This window comes from Arthrobacter sp. PAMC 25486, assembly GCF_000785535.1.
Taxonomy (GTDB): domain Bacteria; phylum Actinomycetota; class Actinomycetes; order Actinomycetales; family Micrococcaceae; genus Specibacter.
In genome coordinates this window covers 4,230,028-4,245,425 of the sequence record NZ_CP007595.1, presented here as the reverse complement: position 1 = coordinate 4,245,425, position 15,398 = coordinate 4,230,028, and the positions used below count along the sequence as shown (strand labels likewise).

The following is a 15,398-nucleotide window of genomic DNA, read 5'->3' as shown; positions in this document are numbered from 1 at the left end:
GTTTCATGCCCCCAAATAGGCAGCCCTTCAAGTTAAGCCCACCTATAGCAAACCATTCGGCTGCCAACCGGCTAATTCTGCGCTCACTCGGCCATACATTTCGCCCTAAGGTCTATAGTTATGCACCCAGGCGACTAAAATTTTCGTGGGCCTTCGTCACCGCCGTGCCGTGTAAACTGGAGTGCAGGTGCGCCGGGAAGTCTGGTCGGCAATGTCATTGCTGAACCCAAAAGCCCGTACGCAACATGTCGGGGCTTCACACCACCGAAAGGGCGTACCTGCCCATGAGTTCCACTTCAAGGCCCCGCATTTTTAGCCGCGGCAGCTACGCCGAACATCTTCGCATCAGCAACATCCTGCGCTCCGAAACCGTAGGGGGTGCACTGTTGCTGGCGGCCACGGTGATTGCCTTGGTCTGGGCCAACTCCCCCATCGCCGACAGCTACTTCAACCTCCGCGATTTCCGGATCGGCCCCGAGTCACTCCATCTGAACCTGAGCCTGGGCGGCTGGGCGTCCGACGGCCTGCTGGCCATCTTCTTCTTCGTTGCCGGGCTGGAGCTCAAACGCGAATTCGTTGCCGGCGATCTCCGCAACCCGGCACGTGCCATCGTCCCGATTGCGGCAGCCGTGGGCGGAGTAATCGTCCCCGCGCTGTTCTTCGTGGCCGTGAACTGGACCGCAGGCCCGGAAGTACTGAAGGGCTGGGCCATCCCCACCGCCACGGACATCGCCTTTGCCTTGGCCGTGCTGGCAGTCATCAGCACGCACCTGCCCAGCGCACTGCGTACGTTCCTGCTGACGCTCGCCGTAGTGGACGATCTCATTGCCATCGCCATCATTGCCGTCTTCTACCCGGGTGAGATGAACTTCGGATTCCTGGCGCTGGCCATCCTGCCGTTGCTCGTATTCACCTGGTTGGTGCAAAAGCGGATCAGCTCCTGGTACCTCCTGATCCCGCTCGCGGCCGCCACGTGGGCACTCGTCCACGCGTCCGGCGTTCACGCCACAGTTGCCGGCGTGCTGCTTGGTTTCGCGGTCCCAGTGATCCGATCCGCCAAGAACGGTGGCCCCGAGGCCGGTCCGGGAATGGCCGAGCACCTTGAACATCTCATGCGCCCCATTTCTGCTGGCCTGGCAGTGCCTCTCTTTGCCTTCTTCTCTGCGGGCGTGGCGCTGGGCGGGGTGGCCGGGCTGAAGTCTGCGTTTACCGACTCCGTCGCCATCGGTATTATCGGGGCACTGATTGTGGGCAAGTTCTTGGGCGTCTTTGGCGCCACCTGGCTCGTCACCAAGACCACCAAGGCCACACTCGACGACGGCCTGGCCTGGATCGATGTTGTCGGCCTTGCGCTTCTGGCAGGGGTCGGCTTCACCGTCTCCCTGCTGATCAGTGAGCTCAGCTTCGGCGACGACAGCCCCCATTACAGCCACGCAAAGGTCGCCATCCTTGCAGGGTCACTGGCCGCTGCACTGCTGGCCACGGTAGTGCTGAGGATTCGAAACAAGCACTACCGAAATCTGGCCGAACTCGAAAGCCGCGACGACGACGGCGATGGCATCCCCGACGTGTACCAACAGGGCTAACCTCATATGGCCAAGCCACTGCGCAGATTACTCCTTTCCGTAGCTGTGGCGTACCTTTTTGCAGTAGCTGTGATCGTTTTCTGGCCTTCCCCAGTCGACCGCCCGGCTGCTGGGACACTCAACGGGTTGCTTTCGTGGCTATATCTGCACGGCATGCCCAAGTTCATCAACTACAACTTCGTCGAGTTCTCAGCCAACGTCGTCATGTTCGTTCCCATGGGTCTGTTCGCGTCTGCCTACTTCAAGAAGGCCAGGGTGGGAATCTTTGTTGGCACATTGGGTTCCTGCCTGATTGAACTGGCCCAGGCACTGCTGCTGCCGGAACGGTTCGCCTCAGGCCTGGACGTTCTTGCCAACACCATGGGTGCCGCCCTCGGGGCCTTGATCTACGTCCTGATGGTGCGACGCTCGGCCCGAATGCTGCCAGTGTTTTTGAGCGCCGCCCCTGACTCCCCACTGCCAAGTCGCGCAGTCCACTCGACCTCAAAAGTAGCCAAATAGCCGTCAGGCTTATCGGTTAGCCGTTCAGCTTTCCTGTTTTTCCTCCCCCAGATGCAGGGTCATATCTCCGCTACTCTTCTGATGAGCCGTATGGCACCGCTCAAACAAGATATGGCTCACCCAGCACTTGTCATCGCCCAAGTTCTTTAGTTTCTGCGCGCGTGACCAGTGTTGAGATAGACCGTCTAAACATGGGGGAAAGACATAGAGGTCCAGGTTGAGCTTGCCGGCTCACATACAGTCAAGACTCAGCGCCGCGCTGCGGAGTCCTCTCAGGCACCTTCAGACTGGCGTGGTCGTTACATTAGAAATCTGAGATGGGTTGATGCGGGCATCATTGCCGCAGCCCTCATCGCCGCCCAGGTTGTGCGTTTTGGCTTCGATAAGACGGACCTGATGATCGGGCCAATTACCGTCTCCTATTGGGTGTGCGGACTGATTCTCGGTGCCATCTGGTACGTGATGCTCGGTGCTTGGGACAGCCGAAAGATCAGGGTTGTAGGCGCCGGCACTGACGAGTACAAACTCATACTCACAGCCACCTCCTGGCTTTTTGGCACGCTGGCAATCGTGTCCTACGCATTCAGTTTGGACACCGCACGTGGCTACGTGCTGCTGGCCCTGCCCCTCGGGATTTGCGGTATCGTGCTCTCCCGCTGGGTGCAGCGTAAGGTGCTCCACCGTCAGCGCGCGCGGGGCGAATCCACCGCCAAAGTTCTGGTTGTCGCGGGCTCCGCTGCCGCCGCCCACTTGGTGAGATCTCTTTCCCGCCAGCCCTCTGCCGGATTCGAACCGGTTGCAGTTCATGTTCCCGGTGGCACCATGGAAGACCCCCTGATGCACGCAGTTGGCGTGCCAATTGCCGGAACAGAACTTACAGTTGCGTCAGTCATGGCTTCCATCACGAGGCATGGCGCGGACACCGTCGCCATGTCATCTGGAAACACGCTCTCCCCAAATGAAATCCGCGACCTCGGCTGGGCGCTGGCAGATCGTCGAATCAGACTCATCATGGCACCTGCACTGACCGACATCGCAGGTCCTCGTTTGCATGTGCAACCCGTGTCAGGTCTGCCGCTGGTCCATGTCTCGACGCCTCAATTCAGTTCCGGCGCACACTTCGCCAAGCGGGTGTTCGACATCGTCACCTCGGGGCTGTTGATCGCAGTTCTTTCCCCGTTGTTTCTCCTCCTCGCCGCCATCGTCAGAGGTGATGGCGGTCCGGTCATTTTCAAACAACAAAGAGTTGGACTCACGGGCGAGAAGTTCCACATGTTCAAATTCCGTTCCATGGTCGTCAATGCAGAAGATCTGATCCCGGAATTGGCAGAACAGACCGATGGTAATGGCGTCATGTTCAAGATGAAGAACGATCCGCGCGTCACACCTGCCGGACGATGGATGCGTCGTTACAGCCTCGATGAGCTTCCCCAATTATTCAACGTTCTCCTCGGCGATATGAGCCTTGTGGGCCCCCGGCCCCCGTTGGAGAGCGAGGCTGCCGAATATGAACGCCATGTCCACCGCCGGTTCCTGGTCAAGCCCGGCATCACTGGACTGTGGCAGGTCAGCGGACGCTCCAATCTCTCTTGGAAGGACACCGTCCGGCTAGACCTCTACTACGTGGAAAACTGGTCCTTCGCCGGCGACATCGTCATCCTCCTCAAAACGCTCAAGGCAGTCATTAAAGTCGACGGGGCCTACTAGGTTGCTCAATCTAACCTACCGAGACATCTGACATATCTGACACATCTCGATTATTAAGCCCCAAGTTTTAGATACGCAAGTGCAGGACGACCTGCTGCACTTTACTCATTGAGAATGGATATTTGTTGAAAATACTTCACGTCACGCAATGCTATGACGGCGGCGTAAGCAGGGCAATGGACAACATCTCCAAGCTACTGCCGGACATCAATCATTATGTGATCTACTCCGGGTCAGAAGATCCCACCGAATCCGGAGGCTACTCCGGAATCAAGAAATTCAGCAGTAATCCCTTCAAGCGTATACGGGAAGTTCGAGTCTTTGCGAAGGAGCTGGGTGCGGAAGTCATCCACGCCCATTCCAGCTGGGCCGGGCTCTATACTCGTCTGTTGCGGCTGCCGGTACCCGTGGTCTACGAACCGCATTGCTTCGTATTTGACGACCCCGAACGGCATCCCCTCCTGAGAACGGCCTACAGGAGAATCGAGAGCTTTCTGAGCAAGCGGACATCGATTACTGTTGCACTCACCGAGCATGAGCGGGAGTTGGCGAACAGCATCGATGAGAACGCGAAGGTTCGCATTCTCCCCAACATTCCCACCATCCCCACTGTTCTGGACCGCCAGCCAATCGTGCAGGAATTCCCCGAGATCACGATGATCGGGCGAATTGCACCGCAAAAGGACCCCGCATTCTTCCGCGACGTGGCCCGGCTCAGCCGCGATCAAGGGCTGCCCTTCAAATTTGTATGGATTGGGGCAGGCTCAGAAGAAGCAACCAACTCTTTGCTGGATGCCGGTGTTGAAGTCACTGGTTGGCTCTCGCCTTCAGAAATATCAGCACGTCTAGCCACGACCTGGATGTACTTCCATTCGGCACTGTATGAGGGCTTCCCACTCAGCGTGCTCGATGCGGCAGCGGCCGGGGTCCCGATTATCGTCCGGGATCTGCCATGTTTCAATGAGACTCGGCTGGCCAAGATCGATGGTCCGTCAGAAGCAATTTCCGCTCTCGCCATGGCATACTTCGATGCCGACTTCCTTGAATCAACGAAGTCAGGCGGTCAACAATTGCTGCTAACCATGAACGAAGAGACACACACCGACGTGCTCAGATCGGTTTACCACGAAGCGCGATTCGAGACCATTGCCCCGGAGCCTGCGGAGTTGAGAGTGTAGCCTCGGCATGACTCCACTTGCATGGCACCCGCAAAATAATTCGGTAGAAATCTTCGCTGAAAAAGTATAGTTCAGGTGTTATTTTCATCTAAACGAGAAAAAGAGTAACAATGATTCTGGTTAACGGAAGATTCCTAACACAAGAAACTACCGGAGTGCAGAGGTTTGCTCGGCAGGTATGTATTGCAATGGTTGAGGGCGGCGAACAACTTCATTTCTTGGTCCCATGTGGAAGGCTCGATCTCTCTGGACTTGAGAATCAAAAAATTTCTGTTGTAGGGCATCAGCAAGGACATCTTTGGGAACAGATTGAACTACCACTCCGAGTGACCAGAATGCGTGGTCAAGTCCTATTGAACCTTTGCAGCACTGCACCTATTTGGCTGAGAAATCAGATTACAAGCCATCATGACATCACATACATTCGCCACAAGGAAAGCTTTTCCTGGAAGTTTCGATGGACCTATCGAACACTGGCCCCTTTATTTCTGCGTCGCAGCAAAGGGATAATCACGGTAAGTGAGTTTTCGAAACACGAAATATCTTCGATCTATAATATTCCGCTGGAAAAATTTACGATTGTCCCAAATGCCGTTGATTCACGTTTCGTTGAAACACCCGAACAGAATGAAGATTCATACTTTCTCGCGGTTGCATCGCCCAATGTGCACAAGAATTTTGGGCGGCTGGTCAAGGCTTATGAGGAATACTGCGCAAACGGCGGTACTACCCGTCTGGTGATCGCCGGATCGCAACCGAGCCACTTCACCCAAGACAACTCACTTAGCAGCCAGGTTGAGTACCTGGGCCGTGTTACAGATGATGAACTGATTGACCTGTATGCCAGGGCCCGCGCGTTCCTGTTTCCCTCCCTCTATGAGGGATTTGGGATTCCGCCCCTCGAAGCCCAAGCGGCCGGGACACCCGTGGCAGCCGCGAGCGTAGCGGCCATGCCGGAAGTCCTCCAAGATTCTGTTATGTGGTTTGATCCACACAACACTTCGGAAATGACCAGAACCATGATGCAGATCGACGAAGATCCTGCCCTACGCGAGAACTTCCGCAGCCTAGGGTTGACCAATGTTGCTCGTTTTAGCTGGAAGAAATCGGCGTCTATAATAGTGGAATTACTAAGAACGAATTAATCAGCATTCCGCCGCCAATGTAACTTGCGGAATGGGTACCTGGGAAGATATCTCGGAAGCCCCTTGCCGCTCCCCATGGATCAGGGCAAGGAGAAGTCGAGGGCGAATCCGAGGTGTTATTCGCGCCAAGCGGGGAACCCTCTCGAAAGTCGTCGCATACGAGCGACCACGGCGTTCTGCGTCGTTCCACCAGCTCGATGGTCGGAGTCTAAGGCTGCATCGGGTTGTGGCCAGACCAAACGCCATAGCGCTCCGGCTCGTCGGTTTAGCGGCACGGAGCGAAGCGCCACAAAATAGGCGCGCATTGCATCGGGCTGCTGGCGCCATAGCCAGTTGAGTGGAATCCGGTCCGCAACTTTGAATTCAACGCCTGGAAACGTCGATTGGATGACAGACGCCAGTACCGTGGTGCCATCAATTTTCTCGAGAAAAGCAACCGATGCGATGCCGGCGGTCTGAAGAACGGCCTTGGCTTCGGTGCCTTTCGACACTGACAGTGGGTGCCCAATCTCTGGTCTGCAAAAATGCAATGCGGCGATCCCAGCCTGAGCGGCGATATTCGGTATCGGCACCGAAACACCAGCAAAATCTAGTTGCGAGCAGTAGTCCAGAAGCACAGTGAAGGCCAGGTCGTCGTCGACTCCGACACCAGGAAACTGGCGATGCAGATCTATTTCACAACCCCATACATCGGGACGAAGAGTAACAGAGTGGTTTATCAAACCAGGTGACCAAGGTTCCGGCGCAGCGCTCCATCCCCATGGGTCAAGTGCGTCCGCTAATCTTTGGATTTGACGGGCTCCAACCCATACGTCGACATCTCCAGAATGTTGTCTCGTACGCAGACCTTGCCGATGCATAGCCGGGCCCTTAATGAAAACCGTGTCTATTGACTCCTGTTCTGCAACTCGGGCAACCAAAGCATAGACGAGCTCGTGCATCGGTGACTCCAGCCATGCCGGCGCAAGCTCATGGGTACGAGCAGGATGATCAGAGTTTCTGGATGCGATACCGAAATCAGAGAACTCACTAACAAGCGCCAGCTCTTCAGGTGTCAGATCTTCCTCAGGAATGGGGCCTGAAACGAGCTGTCTCCAGAGCTGGGCCGGCCCACCGGCGAGACCTATTGGGTCAGCTGGAAGCGTAGACAAGACCAGCAGCTCAGCATTCGCCCAATCGGAGCTGGCATCCTTTACATCGAGAGCTCCGAAGCTCACCGCCACCCAGCTAGCCACGAACAGTTCCTTTCATTGGAGGACAGATCATTAACCGTCCGATATGTCGCGGGATTGTGACGGCAGAGAATACCGGCTGGGGAGCGATGAATTTTCAAAGGTAAAGATGGCCCATTTGTCGGGATCCCTGGACGCGCCCGACCCGACGGGCGATCCTCTCAAGCCCAATACGGCGGCTGACAGGTGACGGTGATAGAAGTTTGAAAGCGCTCAAGACTACAGTCGCCAGAGGATGCCACCAGGGGTCGCGCGGCATCCCCTCGTGTGCAAGTTTGCGGTGGAGCGCAACTGATCCGCGCCCATAAGAGACATGTTGTTTCCAGATATTGACTATCCCGTCGCGCTGCACATAACGAACCCTGGCTTGTGGGACGCTGCGCGGGCGGAAACCGAGAAGAGAGGCGCGGTAGAAGAAGTCAATCTCGTCACTTCCGCCGAGAAATGACTCGTCGAATCCTCCGACGGCCAAAAACAGCGTCGAGGTGAAGCCACAGTTTGCTCCAGTCGCTGTGGATATATATTGCCCTCTGCCTGGCCAGAAGTATGAGTAGACACCCCGAGACATTTCAATTCTGTTGCCTGCCTCGTCGACACGCTCCATTTGACCGCCCACCGCCGGCGCCCCGGCGTCGAGTGCATCTGCCAGCGCCGCGAGCCATCCACTTTCGACGACGTCGTCCACATCGCACAGAATAATATGCTCGTTCCGGGCTGCACGGACGCCGATGTTTCGCGCATGATTAATGCCCTGGACGGCAGAGGCATCGACAACGCGAATTTCTGCAGGGTTCAATTCTTGCGCAAGTTTTCTGACCACGTCAGCGCTGCCATCGACGGATCGATTGTCTGCCACAACAATTTCGTCGCCCGGGAATAGTTGCCCGGCCAATGCGTGTATCTGATTGCCGATTACCATTGCCCCGTTGTAACAGGGGATGACTATGGAGACATTCGCTCGCGGCTGGCCGCCTAGAGTATTCTGGATATCCATAGTCATTATGATAGCGCGAAACGCTAATCGAAATTCAAACGTCACTGTACATGGGCGATAAGGGAGCAGAATTACATGGATCGGTCCACGGTCGAGCGGTACGTCGGCGCCATGCGCGAAAAAGTATATGCAAAGCTGGACATAATTCACACTGGTGTGTCAAATATCACCGTTGTCGATTTCCCTGACCACAACAATGTCGGTGACAACGCAATATATTTGGGAGAACTCGCGTACTGGAGAGACCGTGGGCATGAAATAGATGCCGTCTACTCCCAGCATGGATACAACCCCGCCCTCGACACCGGTATGAGCACGCTGGCAATTCATGGCGGCGGGAATTTTGGTGGTCTTTACCCAACACACTCGGACTTTCGGTATGCTCTTTCGCAGTCCGCACGCAGCAAACGCACCATTATTCAAATGCCTCAGTCCGTAGAGTTCGTCGATGACACAGACCGCATGCGATTTTGTGAAACCCTAGGTGCCCGTCCAGCAACGCGAATCGGCGTCCGAGACGAGACCTCCCTGAAAGACCTTGGAGGGCAGACGGCAGAGGTCACTCTGGTCCCTGATGCCTTCCATGCGGCAGGTTTCATAGACTCCGAGGAGCCTACTACTGACGTGGTGTACTTGCTGCGTGAGGACAAGGAGAGCGCACTGGATGAGGGATACGGCCAAGGAGTGGACTGGACTCGCCTTGGTCTTCTTGAACGAGCGGGGCAGCGGCTGAGGCGCCAAGGGATAGGCCCTCTGCCTGCTAGTCGTTTCAATCGGATGCCTGAGGCGTGGGCCGCGCAGGCGGACCGCCGTTTTCGTGGTGGGGTCAACCTCCTGGCTCCAGGTGAGGTAGTGGTCACGGATCGACTCCACGCGATGCTCATAGCCTTGCAGATGGGACGGCGCGTTATCGCCGTCGATAATAATGTCCACAAATTGAGCCGCTACATCGACACCTGGTTCGCAGATTTAACCGTGCCACTCGAACTGGTGGACTCTATGGCCGAGGCTACGCGACTTGCGCGGCGGAATCGTGTCTGATGTAAAGGTCAGTAAACTTCGGGCTCTAACGTTTAGTCAGCGTTGCGTCTTGTCTGCCGTTGCGCTGAGCCCTTTCCAGTGGGCACTCACCGTCAATGTCGGTTTCCCACTAAAGCTGAGTGAGATCCTGCTTATGATCGGGATTGCCTCATACTTCCTTTTCCCTCGAGTGGTCCAACCCCGTTCACTCCCCGGAAAAATTGTCACGTGGATGGGCGTCCTACTCGTGGTATCCACAATTGCAGCGTCGTTTTTTCCGAGTCCACCTGGACCGTTGCGCGGGTTCACCAGGTCTCTGGGAGTGGATCTGTGGATGTATTGCGGTTACGGACTGCTCATTCTGCTCGCATGGTTCCCTCTGCGGTCACTACCGCGAGACGTCTTCGGGAAAGCGCTAGTCGTGACGGCGTGGATCACAGGAATCGCAAGTTTGTTCCAATTGGTGATGGTGGAGTTGGGTCAGAATGCTTTACTTCACGCCGTCAATTTCGCCACCGAGGGGACAGGAAACAGTCTCTTCAGTGGTGATGCCGGCACACGATCGGGCCCATTCCTGGAAGGCCAACATCTGGGCTTCTTTGCCGGCGCACTTGCCATCGTGTGTCTTGGACGTAAGGCATGGTTCGGCATGGTCTGGTGCCTATGGGCCAGTTTGTACTCCCAGTCAACAACAGCACTAATCGGCCTCGTTGTGGCGGCTGGCATTGCTATCGTCTTCCGGCTCAGTTTCCGGGCAATCATGGCCACGGGTGTCGGTACCATCGCGGCTGCCTTTGCAGTGCAGGTTTTTCCTGCCGCCCGTGAGTTCACTACATTCCAGCTCGCCAAGTTGGGACTCTTTGGCTTTGACAACAACTACGACTTCGCGACGCTGTCCATGGACCTACGTGACGTCAAGACCACCATTGCATTTCAAATGATGGGGGACTATCCGGCAACTGGAGTGGGTCCAGGACGCTTTGGAGCATACTTTTTTGATTACCCATTGAGCAATGAACTGCCTAATTACTACTACACTTCAGACCACCGTGCCATCGCCGAGAACGCTTACGCCCAGGTGGCTGCGGAAAGTGGCGTCATCATGCTGGGACTTCTTGTCATCCTGCTTGCGGTCTTGTTCTGGCGAAACCAAACAGCCCATGTATCAGTCTTCGCGCTTGTTGGCTATATCGGAGTCGGAATTCTGACACAGTCATCTTGGACATTCATTCCGATCTGGGTATTGATTGCCTACGCGTCAACAGCCTCCACTCCCCGAGCCAGGCTCAAGACAGCAGCAAGGTCAGATGTTGCGGCTGGTACGGGGCACCCCCTCCTATGATCAAAAATATATTGACCACCTATGGTGCCCGTTTTGCGGCCCTGGTCGCGACAGTAGTGCTTCTACCCGTGGTTGTTGGCGCAGTCGGTACCGAAGCTTACGGCGTATATGCGATAGCTGTCTCCCTGGGGCTCCTCTTCCAGCAGGACCTTGGAATGGGGGCCGCCACTACGCGCTTCATTGCCGAAGCACGGACAAAGTCGGACTGGACACGACTGAGACAGGTGACGGCAGCCAGCGCTACCTTCTACCTGGTTGTATCACTCGTCGCCGCGCTTGCCGCCGCGGCAGGCTTGCATGCAGGACTGCAAACGCATTTGCAGAATCCTGCCTTGGCGCCTCTGATAGTCCCGCTGGTCATTCTTGGCGCAGGTGGTGTTGGAGGGGCGCTCCTAATGACCTCACAACGACAGATGTTGGCCGGTCTCGGACTTCTCGATCAAGCCAATACCGTCATGTTTACCCAGGCACTATTCAGAATTTTTGCCACTGTCATTGCCGTTATGGTGTTTCACCAAGATGTGCGCACAGTGGCCGCCATTGATACCGCAGCCGTGCTCCTGGCGGGTTTGGCCATGTACATAATTCGTCGGTTGCGATCCCCGGAGTCACGTGCCTCTCTCAAGATGGCAAGCTGGCCTGTATTCCGCTCGATCTTTGCTCTCAGCCTGGACCTCTTAGTGCTTGGCGTCGCCTCGGCCATCATCATGCAAGCAGGAACCATTTTGACTGGTCTCCGGTTGCCGATCGCAGAGGCGGCCGTTTTCGCAGCAGCCCAACGGGCAATGACCATTGTTAAGGAACTCACCAATTCGCTCTCCGGGGCGGTTCTGCCAGCAGCTACAAGTCGATACGTACAGCATGGCACTAGCGGCGTGCGGCCGTTGTACCTAAGAGGGACACGCTATGCCAACATGCTGCTTGTTTTGGTACTGGGCCCCTTGGTCGGCTGTGCACCATTCTTGCTCCAGTGGTGGGTAGGTGACGAGTTTTCGGCGGCTGCCCTGCCCGCCCAGATCCTTATGCTGTCAGTATTGATCAACAACAACCACCTGCTGGCGTTGCCCATACTCACGGCAAAAGGGCGTGTCCGACACTACGCTGTGCTCCATGTGAGCTGGGCGCTCGGTGGCGCTGGACTAGCTTGGTTCCTTGCTCCGGTATGGGGTGTTGCTGGAGTTGCTGCGGGCATTGTTGCTCCACTCATAGTTCTTGAGCCTTTGTACATACACCTTGCCCTTAAGGCAATTGACGCACGTTGGAAAGACTTCTGGCTCCAGTGCCTTGTCGGTCCTTTTGCAATTCCAATACCCACCGGCGCAGCCCTGTGGTGGCTACTTTCAGCAGCCAACGCAGGGACAGTCACTTCGATGTTGGCATGGGCTGCGTGGATGTTACTGGTGGGGATTTGGTATTGGACAGTGATCTTGACATGCGATGAACGAGCACCGGTGGCTGGAAGGCTGGCTAGGTCCCGCCGATAAATAGGCATGTGTCTTCTTACTGGCAATCGATTTCATTAGAATATGACAGGGATAGTAACCCTGCCATCCACATTGTGGTGGGGACCGTTGCCGGAGTCATTCTTCCGCTGGTCTTCTTTGGCCTGACAACGCGGCTCCGTTTGCCGTGGTCGTCCAACGCGCCACGGTCAATCACCAAGGGCGCTGGCCTCAGCGGCAGCAGCACTCAGAAGACATCTTCATACTGACGGTGGATCACTGATTGGCAATATCTCTTGGCACGACGGACCAGAGTTGGCCGCAGCCTAACGAACTCAACTTTTCACAGCTTCGATGACGGACTCCATCAATCCAGTAACGGCATCAGGTCCCACCGCGGGCCCGGCACCGATCTGCCCATTGGTGCCCAACAGGAGTGCGCTGGGGACACCCGGGATGCCCAGAATGGTTGCTCCCATGGAAGAGCCGTCATGCAGTGCGGATTTGCCCTCGGAAGGATATGCTGCGGCCAAATCCGAGTGGCTGTGTGTGGTCACCACCCTGACTTCAACTGTTGGGCCCAACTCTTTCCGCCAGATGGGCAGGGAGGCCATGATGGGCCCGCAAGTTTCGCAGCCTGGGCGTGCGAAAAGCAGCAGTTGCGCCCTTTCTCTTGGAAGATCCGGCAATTTAACTACTTGTTGCTCCGAGTCCCGGAACTCGAGCTCTGGAATCCCCTGCCCGGACAAATCAATAACGAGGGAATCCGGGAGCATGGCTTCTTGGGAACCCCCTGCCTCCTCGTTGTGAGACAACCATCGGGCCGCGGTCCGCCAACTCACTAGTGTGGCAACGCCCAGCAGCCAAACGTAGTCGCCGGTTGAAAAAGTCAAGAGTGCGTCCAGAGCGCCCAATGAACCGTCAAGCCCCAGTGTTAGCATCAGCGCCGCCGTGCTCAGGAGCAGGTTACGAACCAACATGGGCCACCGGATGGGCTCTGCGCTCATTGAACCGAAGCAGCTACAGCTGACGATCTCCTCGCGCCAAAGGACGCTCGCGACAAACACTGTGAAGAGCACAAACAATGCTGCAGCAAGCGCTCCTATGACCTTCAGCAGCCAGCCTGATGCGATAAGTAGACCCACCCCCAGAATAATTTCGATGGCGGGCAGCGCGTAGGTCATCCAACGCGCTTGGAACAGTACGGGCAAGCGGAAAGCACGAATGGCATCGAGCGTCGCACCGGGTGACTTCACTTTGAGCACACCGCTGACAACCAGCACCAGCCCCAGAATAACAGGGAGAAGGAACTGTAGAGGTAACACCATGATCAACTTTCAACTGAGTGCGGCAGTACGTGCACCATTCGGATGGGGCTGTGAATTTTGGGGAAGGTTTCCAGGTTTGGTCACGGGACGTCAGTCCTGCCCTCATGTCCAGCAAGAATCATCGTTCCAGCCAGTTCGGGGGAGAGTTCAATCAACGCGATGGGCCGCATTGCAGATATCGCAATGCGGCCCATGGCGGACAGTTTGCCAATCCGTTAGGCTTTGACGTGATTCTTCGTCAAAACTAAAGACCGCTGCCAACCCGAATTGATTAGCTGGTTGTGCAAATGGTGACGAGTCCGAGCAGCCCCAAGACCAAGCTCATGGTCTTCGAGCTTCCGCCGGCCACGACAGTGCCTGTGTATGAGCCGAGCAGTGACAGGAGCTGGGCATTGGATTTCAGAGTGACTGACTGTCCGTCGATCATTGCTGGAACTGTGAATGTCCAGGTGCTTCCACTCAATACGTCAATGGTGATTCCGCCGACGGCGGTCCAAGCATTCTGCAATCCAGCGTTTACAACTTTGGAGCTGGTGATAGTGAAGGAGGTGGCCGCTGTGTCCCCTCCGGTAGCAGTCAGTACAAATTCGGGATTGCTAGCAATTTCGACGCCATTGCAGTTGCCGGTCGATACGATGAGGCTTCCCGTAGGAGCGTCAGAGGCGCTGGCTGCCGGAGCAGCAATGGCCGCAGCGATGACCGGCACGGACCAGGCAGCACCCTTGACTACTGCGCGACGGTTGCGCGGCTTGGTTGCAAAGTTCTGCTGTTCGATTTCAGACACAAATTCCCCCTAGGAAATTGACGTATTGAGGCAATCCCCCAGTGGGCGCCTGATATCAAGTCAATCCTGTCGACGTCAACATTTCGCCCGAAAGTCAAGACACTGTCGCAAAAGATGACATATGACGTCGCGAAAGAACTATTGTGTCGTCGGGTCCGTTCGAGCCAAACGACTTGGCTGCTTGATTCTGCGCTGCTGTCCGGCCGATGCCCGGATCTCCGTAGGGTTGCCGGCTTGGGCTTCACGGAGGGCCCGACGTAGATGAACCGTTGACGTAAACCCAGAATGCTCAGCAATGTTCTCCAGCGGCAGCACCTCCAGCTTGGGATCTTTGAGCAGTCGCACCGCAAGGTCTATCCGGCGCTGCAGGATGACTGCGGCAATGCTGGTGTCGTTGCGCTTGAACTCGCGCTGCAGCTGACGCAGAGACAACGAGAGTTCGTCAGCCAGGGTGGCCGGCGTCAATGAGCTGTCGCCCGCCGTGGCCGCGATGTAGTCCATGGCCTGGTCAAAAAACCCCTTCCGGGATGAGGATGTGAATCTCGCTCCACGGTTCTCCAGCATGATGCCGCCAACCATTTCATGCACCAACTTCTCCATGAAATACGCCGCCACTGACGGCACTTCGACGTCCTGCACCGCAATTTCCCGCAGGAACCCCAACGCGGGTGACAACAGCGTGGAGTTCGGATCCAGAGCCGTCAAGTTATGAACCTCGTCGATGCCAAATTCCTGCAGTACCTGCACCGGCAAAGTCACGGCAACCAGTTGCGCCTCCGCAGTGACAGCCAGGTCAAAACAAGACGCCCTGCTAAAGGTCCATATGTCGCCACGCTCGGCACGCACCGGCCTATCCGAGGATCCGCTCACAAGGTCCAGTTCACCGTCGACAATAAACACCAGCGAAAAACTGTCTGCCAGTTCGTTCAGACCGGCAATGCGGGTCTCCCCCTTCGACAAGTGCATGGCAAAAACAGCTGTCTCGCCGAAGTCGATTCCTGCAACATTGCAGCGCTGGTCCCGCCCTAAGCGCAAGTTGAGGCCATAGCTGGGCGTAAGTTTCGGCAGTTGCCCGGACCCTGCTTTTGCACCCTGACCGTAATGTGAGGCTGCCCTGAAACGAGTTGCAACCACTACTG

13 protein-coding genes are annotated in these 15,398 nt (G+C 56.3%); 8 read left to right on the top strand and 5 right to left on the bottom strand.

What is annotated here, in order from left to right:
- Nucleotides 1–284 precede the first annotated feature (284 nt).
- The 5 genes from nhaA (at nt 285) to art_RS21905 (ending at nt 6,117) form a co-directional block, all read left to right on the top strand.
- Nucleotides 285–1,586, top strand: coding sequence for a Na+/H+ antiporter NhaA (gene nhaA, locus art_RS19135; RefSeq protein ID WP_038467433.1), 1,302 nt, complete (start codon nt 285–287; stop codon nt 1,584–1,586).
- A gap of 6 nt (nt 1,587–1,592) precedes the next feature.
- Entirely contained in the window at nt 1,593–2,087 is a 495-nt protein-coding gene (locus art_RS19130; protein WP_052136794.1) for a VanZ family protein, read from the top strand.
- 303 nt (nt 2,088–2,390) lie between these two features.
- The gene (locus tag art_RS19125; RefSeq protein ID WP_038467431.1) at nt 2,391–3,794 is read left to right on the top strand and encodes a sugar transferase; all 1,404 of its coding nucleotides are present in this window, start codon (nt 2,391–2,393) and stop codon (nt 3,792–3,794) included.
- Between the two features lie 122 nt (nt 3,795–3,916).
- Entirely contained in the window at nt 3,917–4,972 is a 1,056-nt protein-coding gene (locus tag art_RS19120; RefSeq protein ID WP_162182078.1) for a glycosyltransferase family 4 protein, read from the top strand.
- Between the two features lie 110 nt (nt 4,973–5,082).
- Entirely contained in the window at nt 5,083–6,117 is a 1,035-nt protein-coding gene (locus art_RS21905) for a glycosyltransferase family 1 protein (protein ID WP_038467428.1), read from the top strand.
- Nucleotides 6,118–6,233: 116 nt separating this feature from the next.
- Here art_RS21905 and art_RS22430 read toward each other — a convergent pair whose 3' ends face one another.
- Together art_RS22430 and art_RS19110 are read right to left on the bottom strand one after the other, a co-directional pair.
- A complete protein-coding gene (locus art_RS22430; RefSeq protein WP_157875369.1) occupies nt 6,234–7,352 on the bottom strand; it encodes a hypothetical protein in 1,119 nt (372 codons plus the stop codon).
- Nucleotides 7,353–7,446: 94 nt separating this feature from the next.
- Nucleotides 7,447–8,343 carry a glycosyltransferase family 2 protein gene (locus tag art_RS19110; protein ID WP_157875368.1) on the bottom strand — a complete coding sequence of 299 codons (897 nt, stop codon included), beginning with the start codon at nt 8,341–8,343 and terminating at the stop codon, nt 7,447–7,449.
- 75 nt (nt 8,344–8,418) lie between these two features.
- Here art_RS19110 and art_RS19105 point away from each other — a divergent pair, with 75 nt between their 5' ends.
- From art_RS19105 to art_RS19095, 3 genes are all read left to right on the top strand, one after another.
- A complete protein-coding gene (locus tag art_RS19105; protein ID WP_038467425.1) occupies nt 8,419–9,384 on the top strand; it encodes a polysaccharide pyruvyl transferase family protein in 966 nt (321 codons plus the stop codon).
- A gap of 430 nt (nt 9,385–9,814) precedes the next feature.
- Nucleotides 9,815–10,705 carry an O-antigen ligase gene (locus art_RS19100; RefSeq protein WP_038467422.1) on the top strand — a complete coding sequence of 297 codons (891 nt, stop codon included), beginning with the start codon at nt 9,815–9,817 and terminating at the stop codon, nt 10,703–10,705.
- On the top strand, nt 10,702–12,189 hold the full coding sequence (locus art_RS19095; RefSeq protein WP_038467419.1) for a lipopolysaccharide biosynthesis protein: 1,488 nt from the start codon (nt 10,702–10,704) through the stop codon (nt 12,187–12,189). The genes art_RS19100 and art_RS19095 overlap by 4 nt, the downstream gene beginning before the upstream one ends.
- 293 nt (nt 12,190–12,482) lie before the next feature.
- Here the strand turns inward: art_RS19095 and art_RS19090 are convergent, their stop codons facing one another.
- From art_RS19090 to art_RS19080, 3 genes are all read right to left on the bottom strand, one after another.
- On the bottom strand, nt 12,483–13,475 hold the full coding sequence (locus art_RS19090; RefSeq protein ID WP_038467416.1) for a MauE/DoxX family redox-associated membrane protein: 993 nt from the start codon (nt 13,473–13,475) through the stop codon (nt 12,483–12,485).
- 271 nt (nt 13,476–13,746) lie between these two features.
- A complete protein-coding gene (locus art_RS21310) occupies nt 13,747–14,259 on the bottom strand; it encodes a hypothetical protein (protein ID WP_052136790.1) in 513 nt (170 codons plus the stop codon).
- Between the two features lie 138 nt (nt 14,260–14,397).
- On the bottom strand, nt 14,398–15,294 hold the full coding sequence (locus art_RS19080) for a helix-turn-helix domain-containing protein (RefSeq protein ID WP_162182077.1): 897 nt from the start codon (nt 15,292–15,294) through the stop codon (nt 14,398–14,400).
- Nucleotides 15,295–15,398 lie beyond the last annotated feature (104 nt).

Excerpts from the sequence above, each read along its gene's own strand:
- art_RS19105 (WP_038467425.1), top strand. The coding sequence starts at position 8,419 with ATGGATCGGTCCACGGTCGAGCGGTACGTCGGCGCCATGCGCGAAAAA.
- art_RS19130 (WP_052136794.1), top strand. The coding sequence starts at position 1,593 with ATGGCCAAGCCACTGCGCAGATTACTCCTTTCCGTAGCTGTGGCGTAC.
- art_RS19095 (WP_038467419.1), top strand. The coding sequence starts at position 10,702 with ATGATCAAAAATATATTGACCACCTATGGTGCCCGTTTTGCGGCCCTG.
- art_RS19090 (WP_038467416.1), bottom strand. The coding sequence starts at position 13,475 with ATGGTGTTACCTCTACAGTTCCTTCTCCCTGTTATTCTGGGGCTGGTG.
- nhaA (WP_038467433.1), top strand. The coding sequence starts at position 285 with ATGAGTTCCACTTCAAGGCCCCGCATTTTTAGCCGCGGCAGCTACGCC.
- art_RS21905 (WP_038467428.1), top strand. The coding sequence starts at position 5,083 with ATGATTCTGGTTAACGGAAGATTCCTAACACAAGAAACTACCGGAGTG.
- art_RS19110 (WP_157875368.1), bottom strand. The coding sequence starts at position 8,343 with ATGGATATCCAGAATACTCTAGGCGGCCAGCCGCGAGCGAATGTCTCC.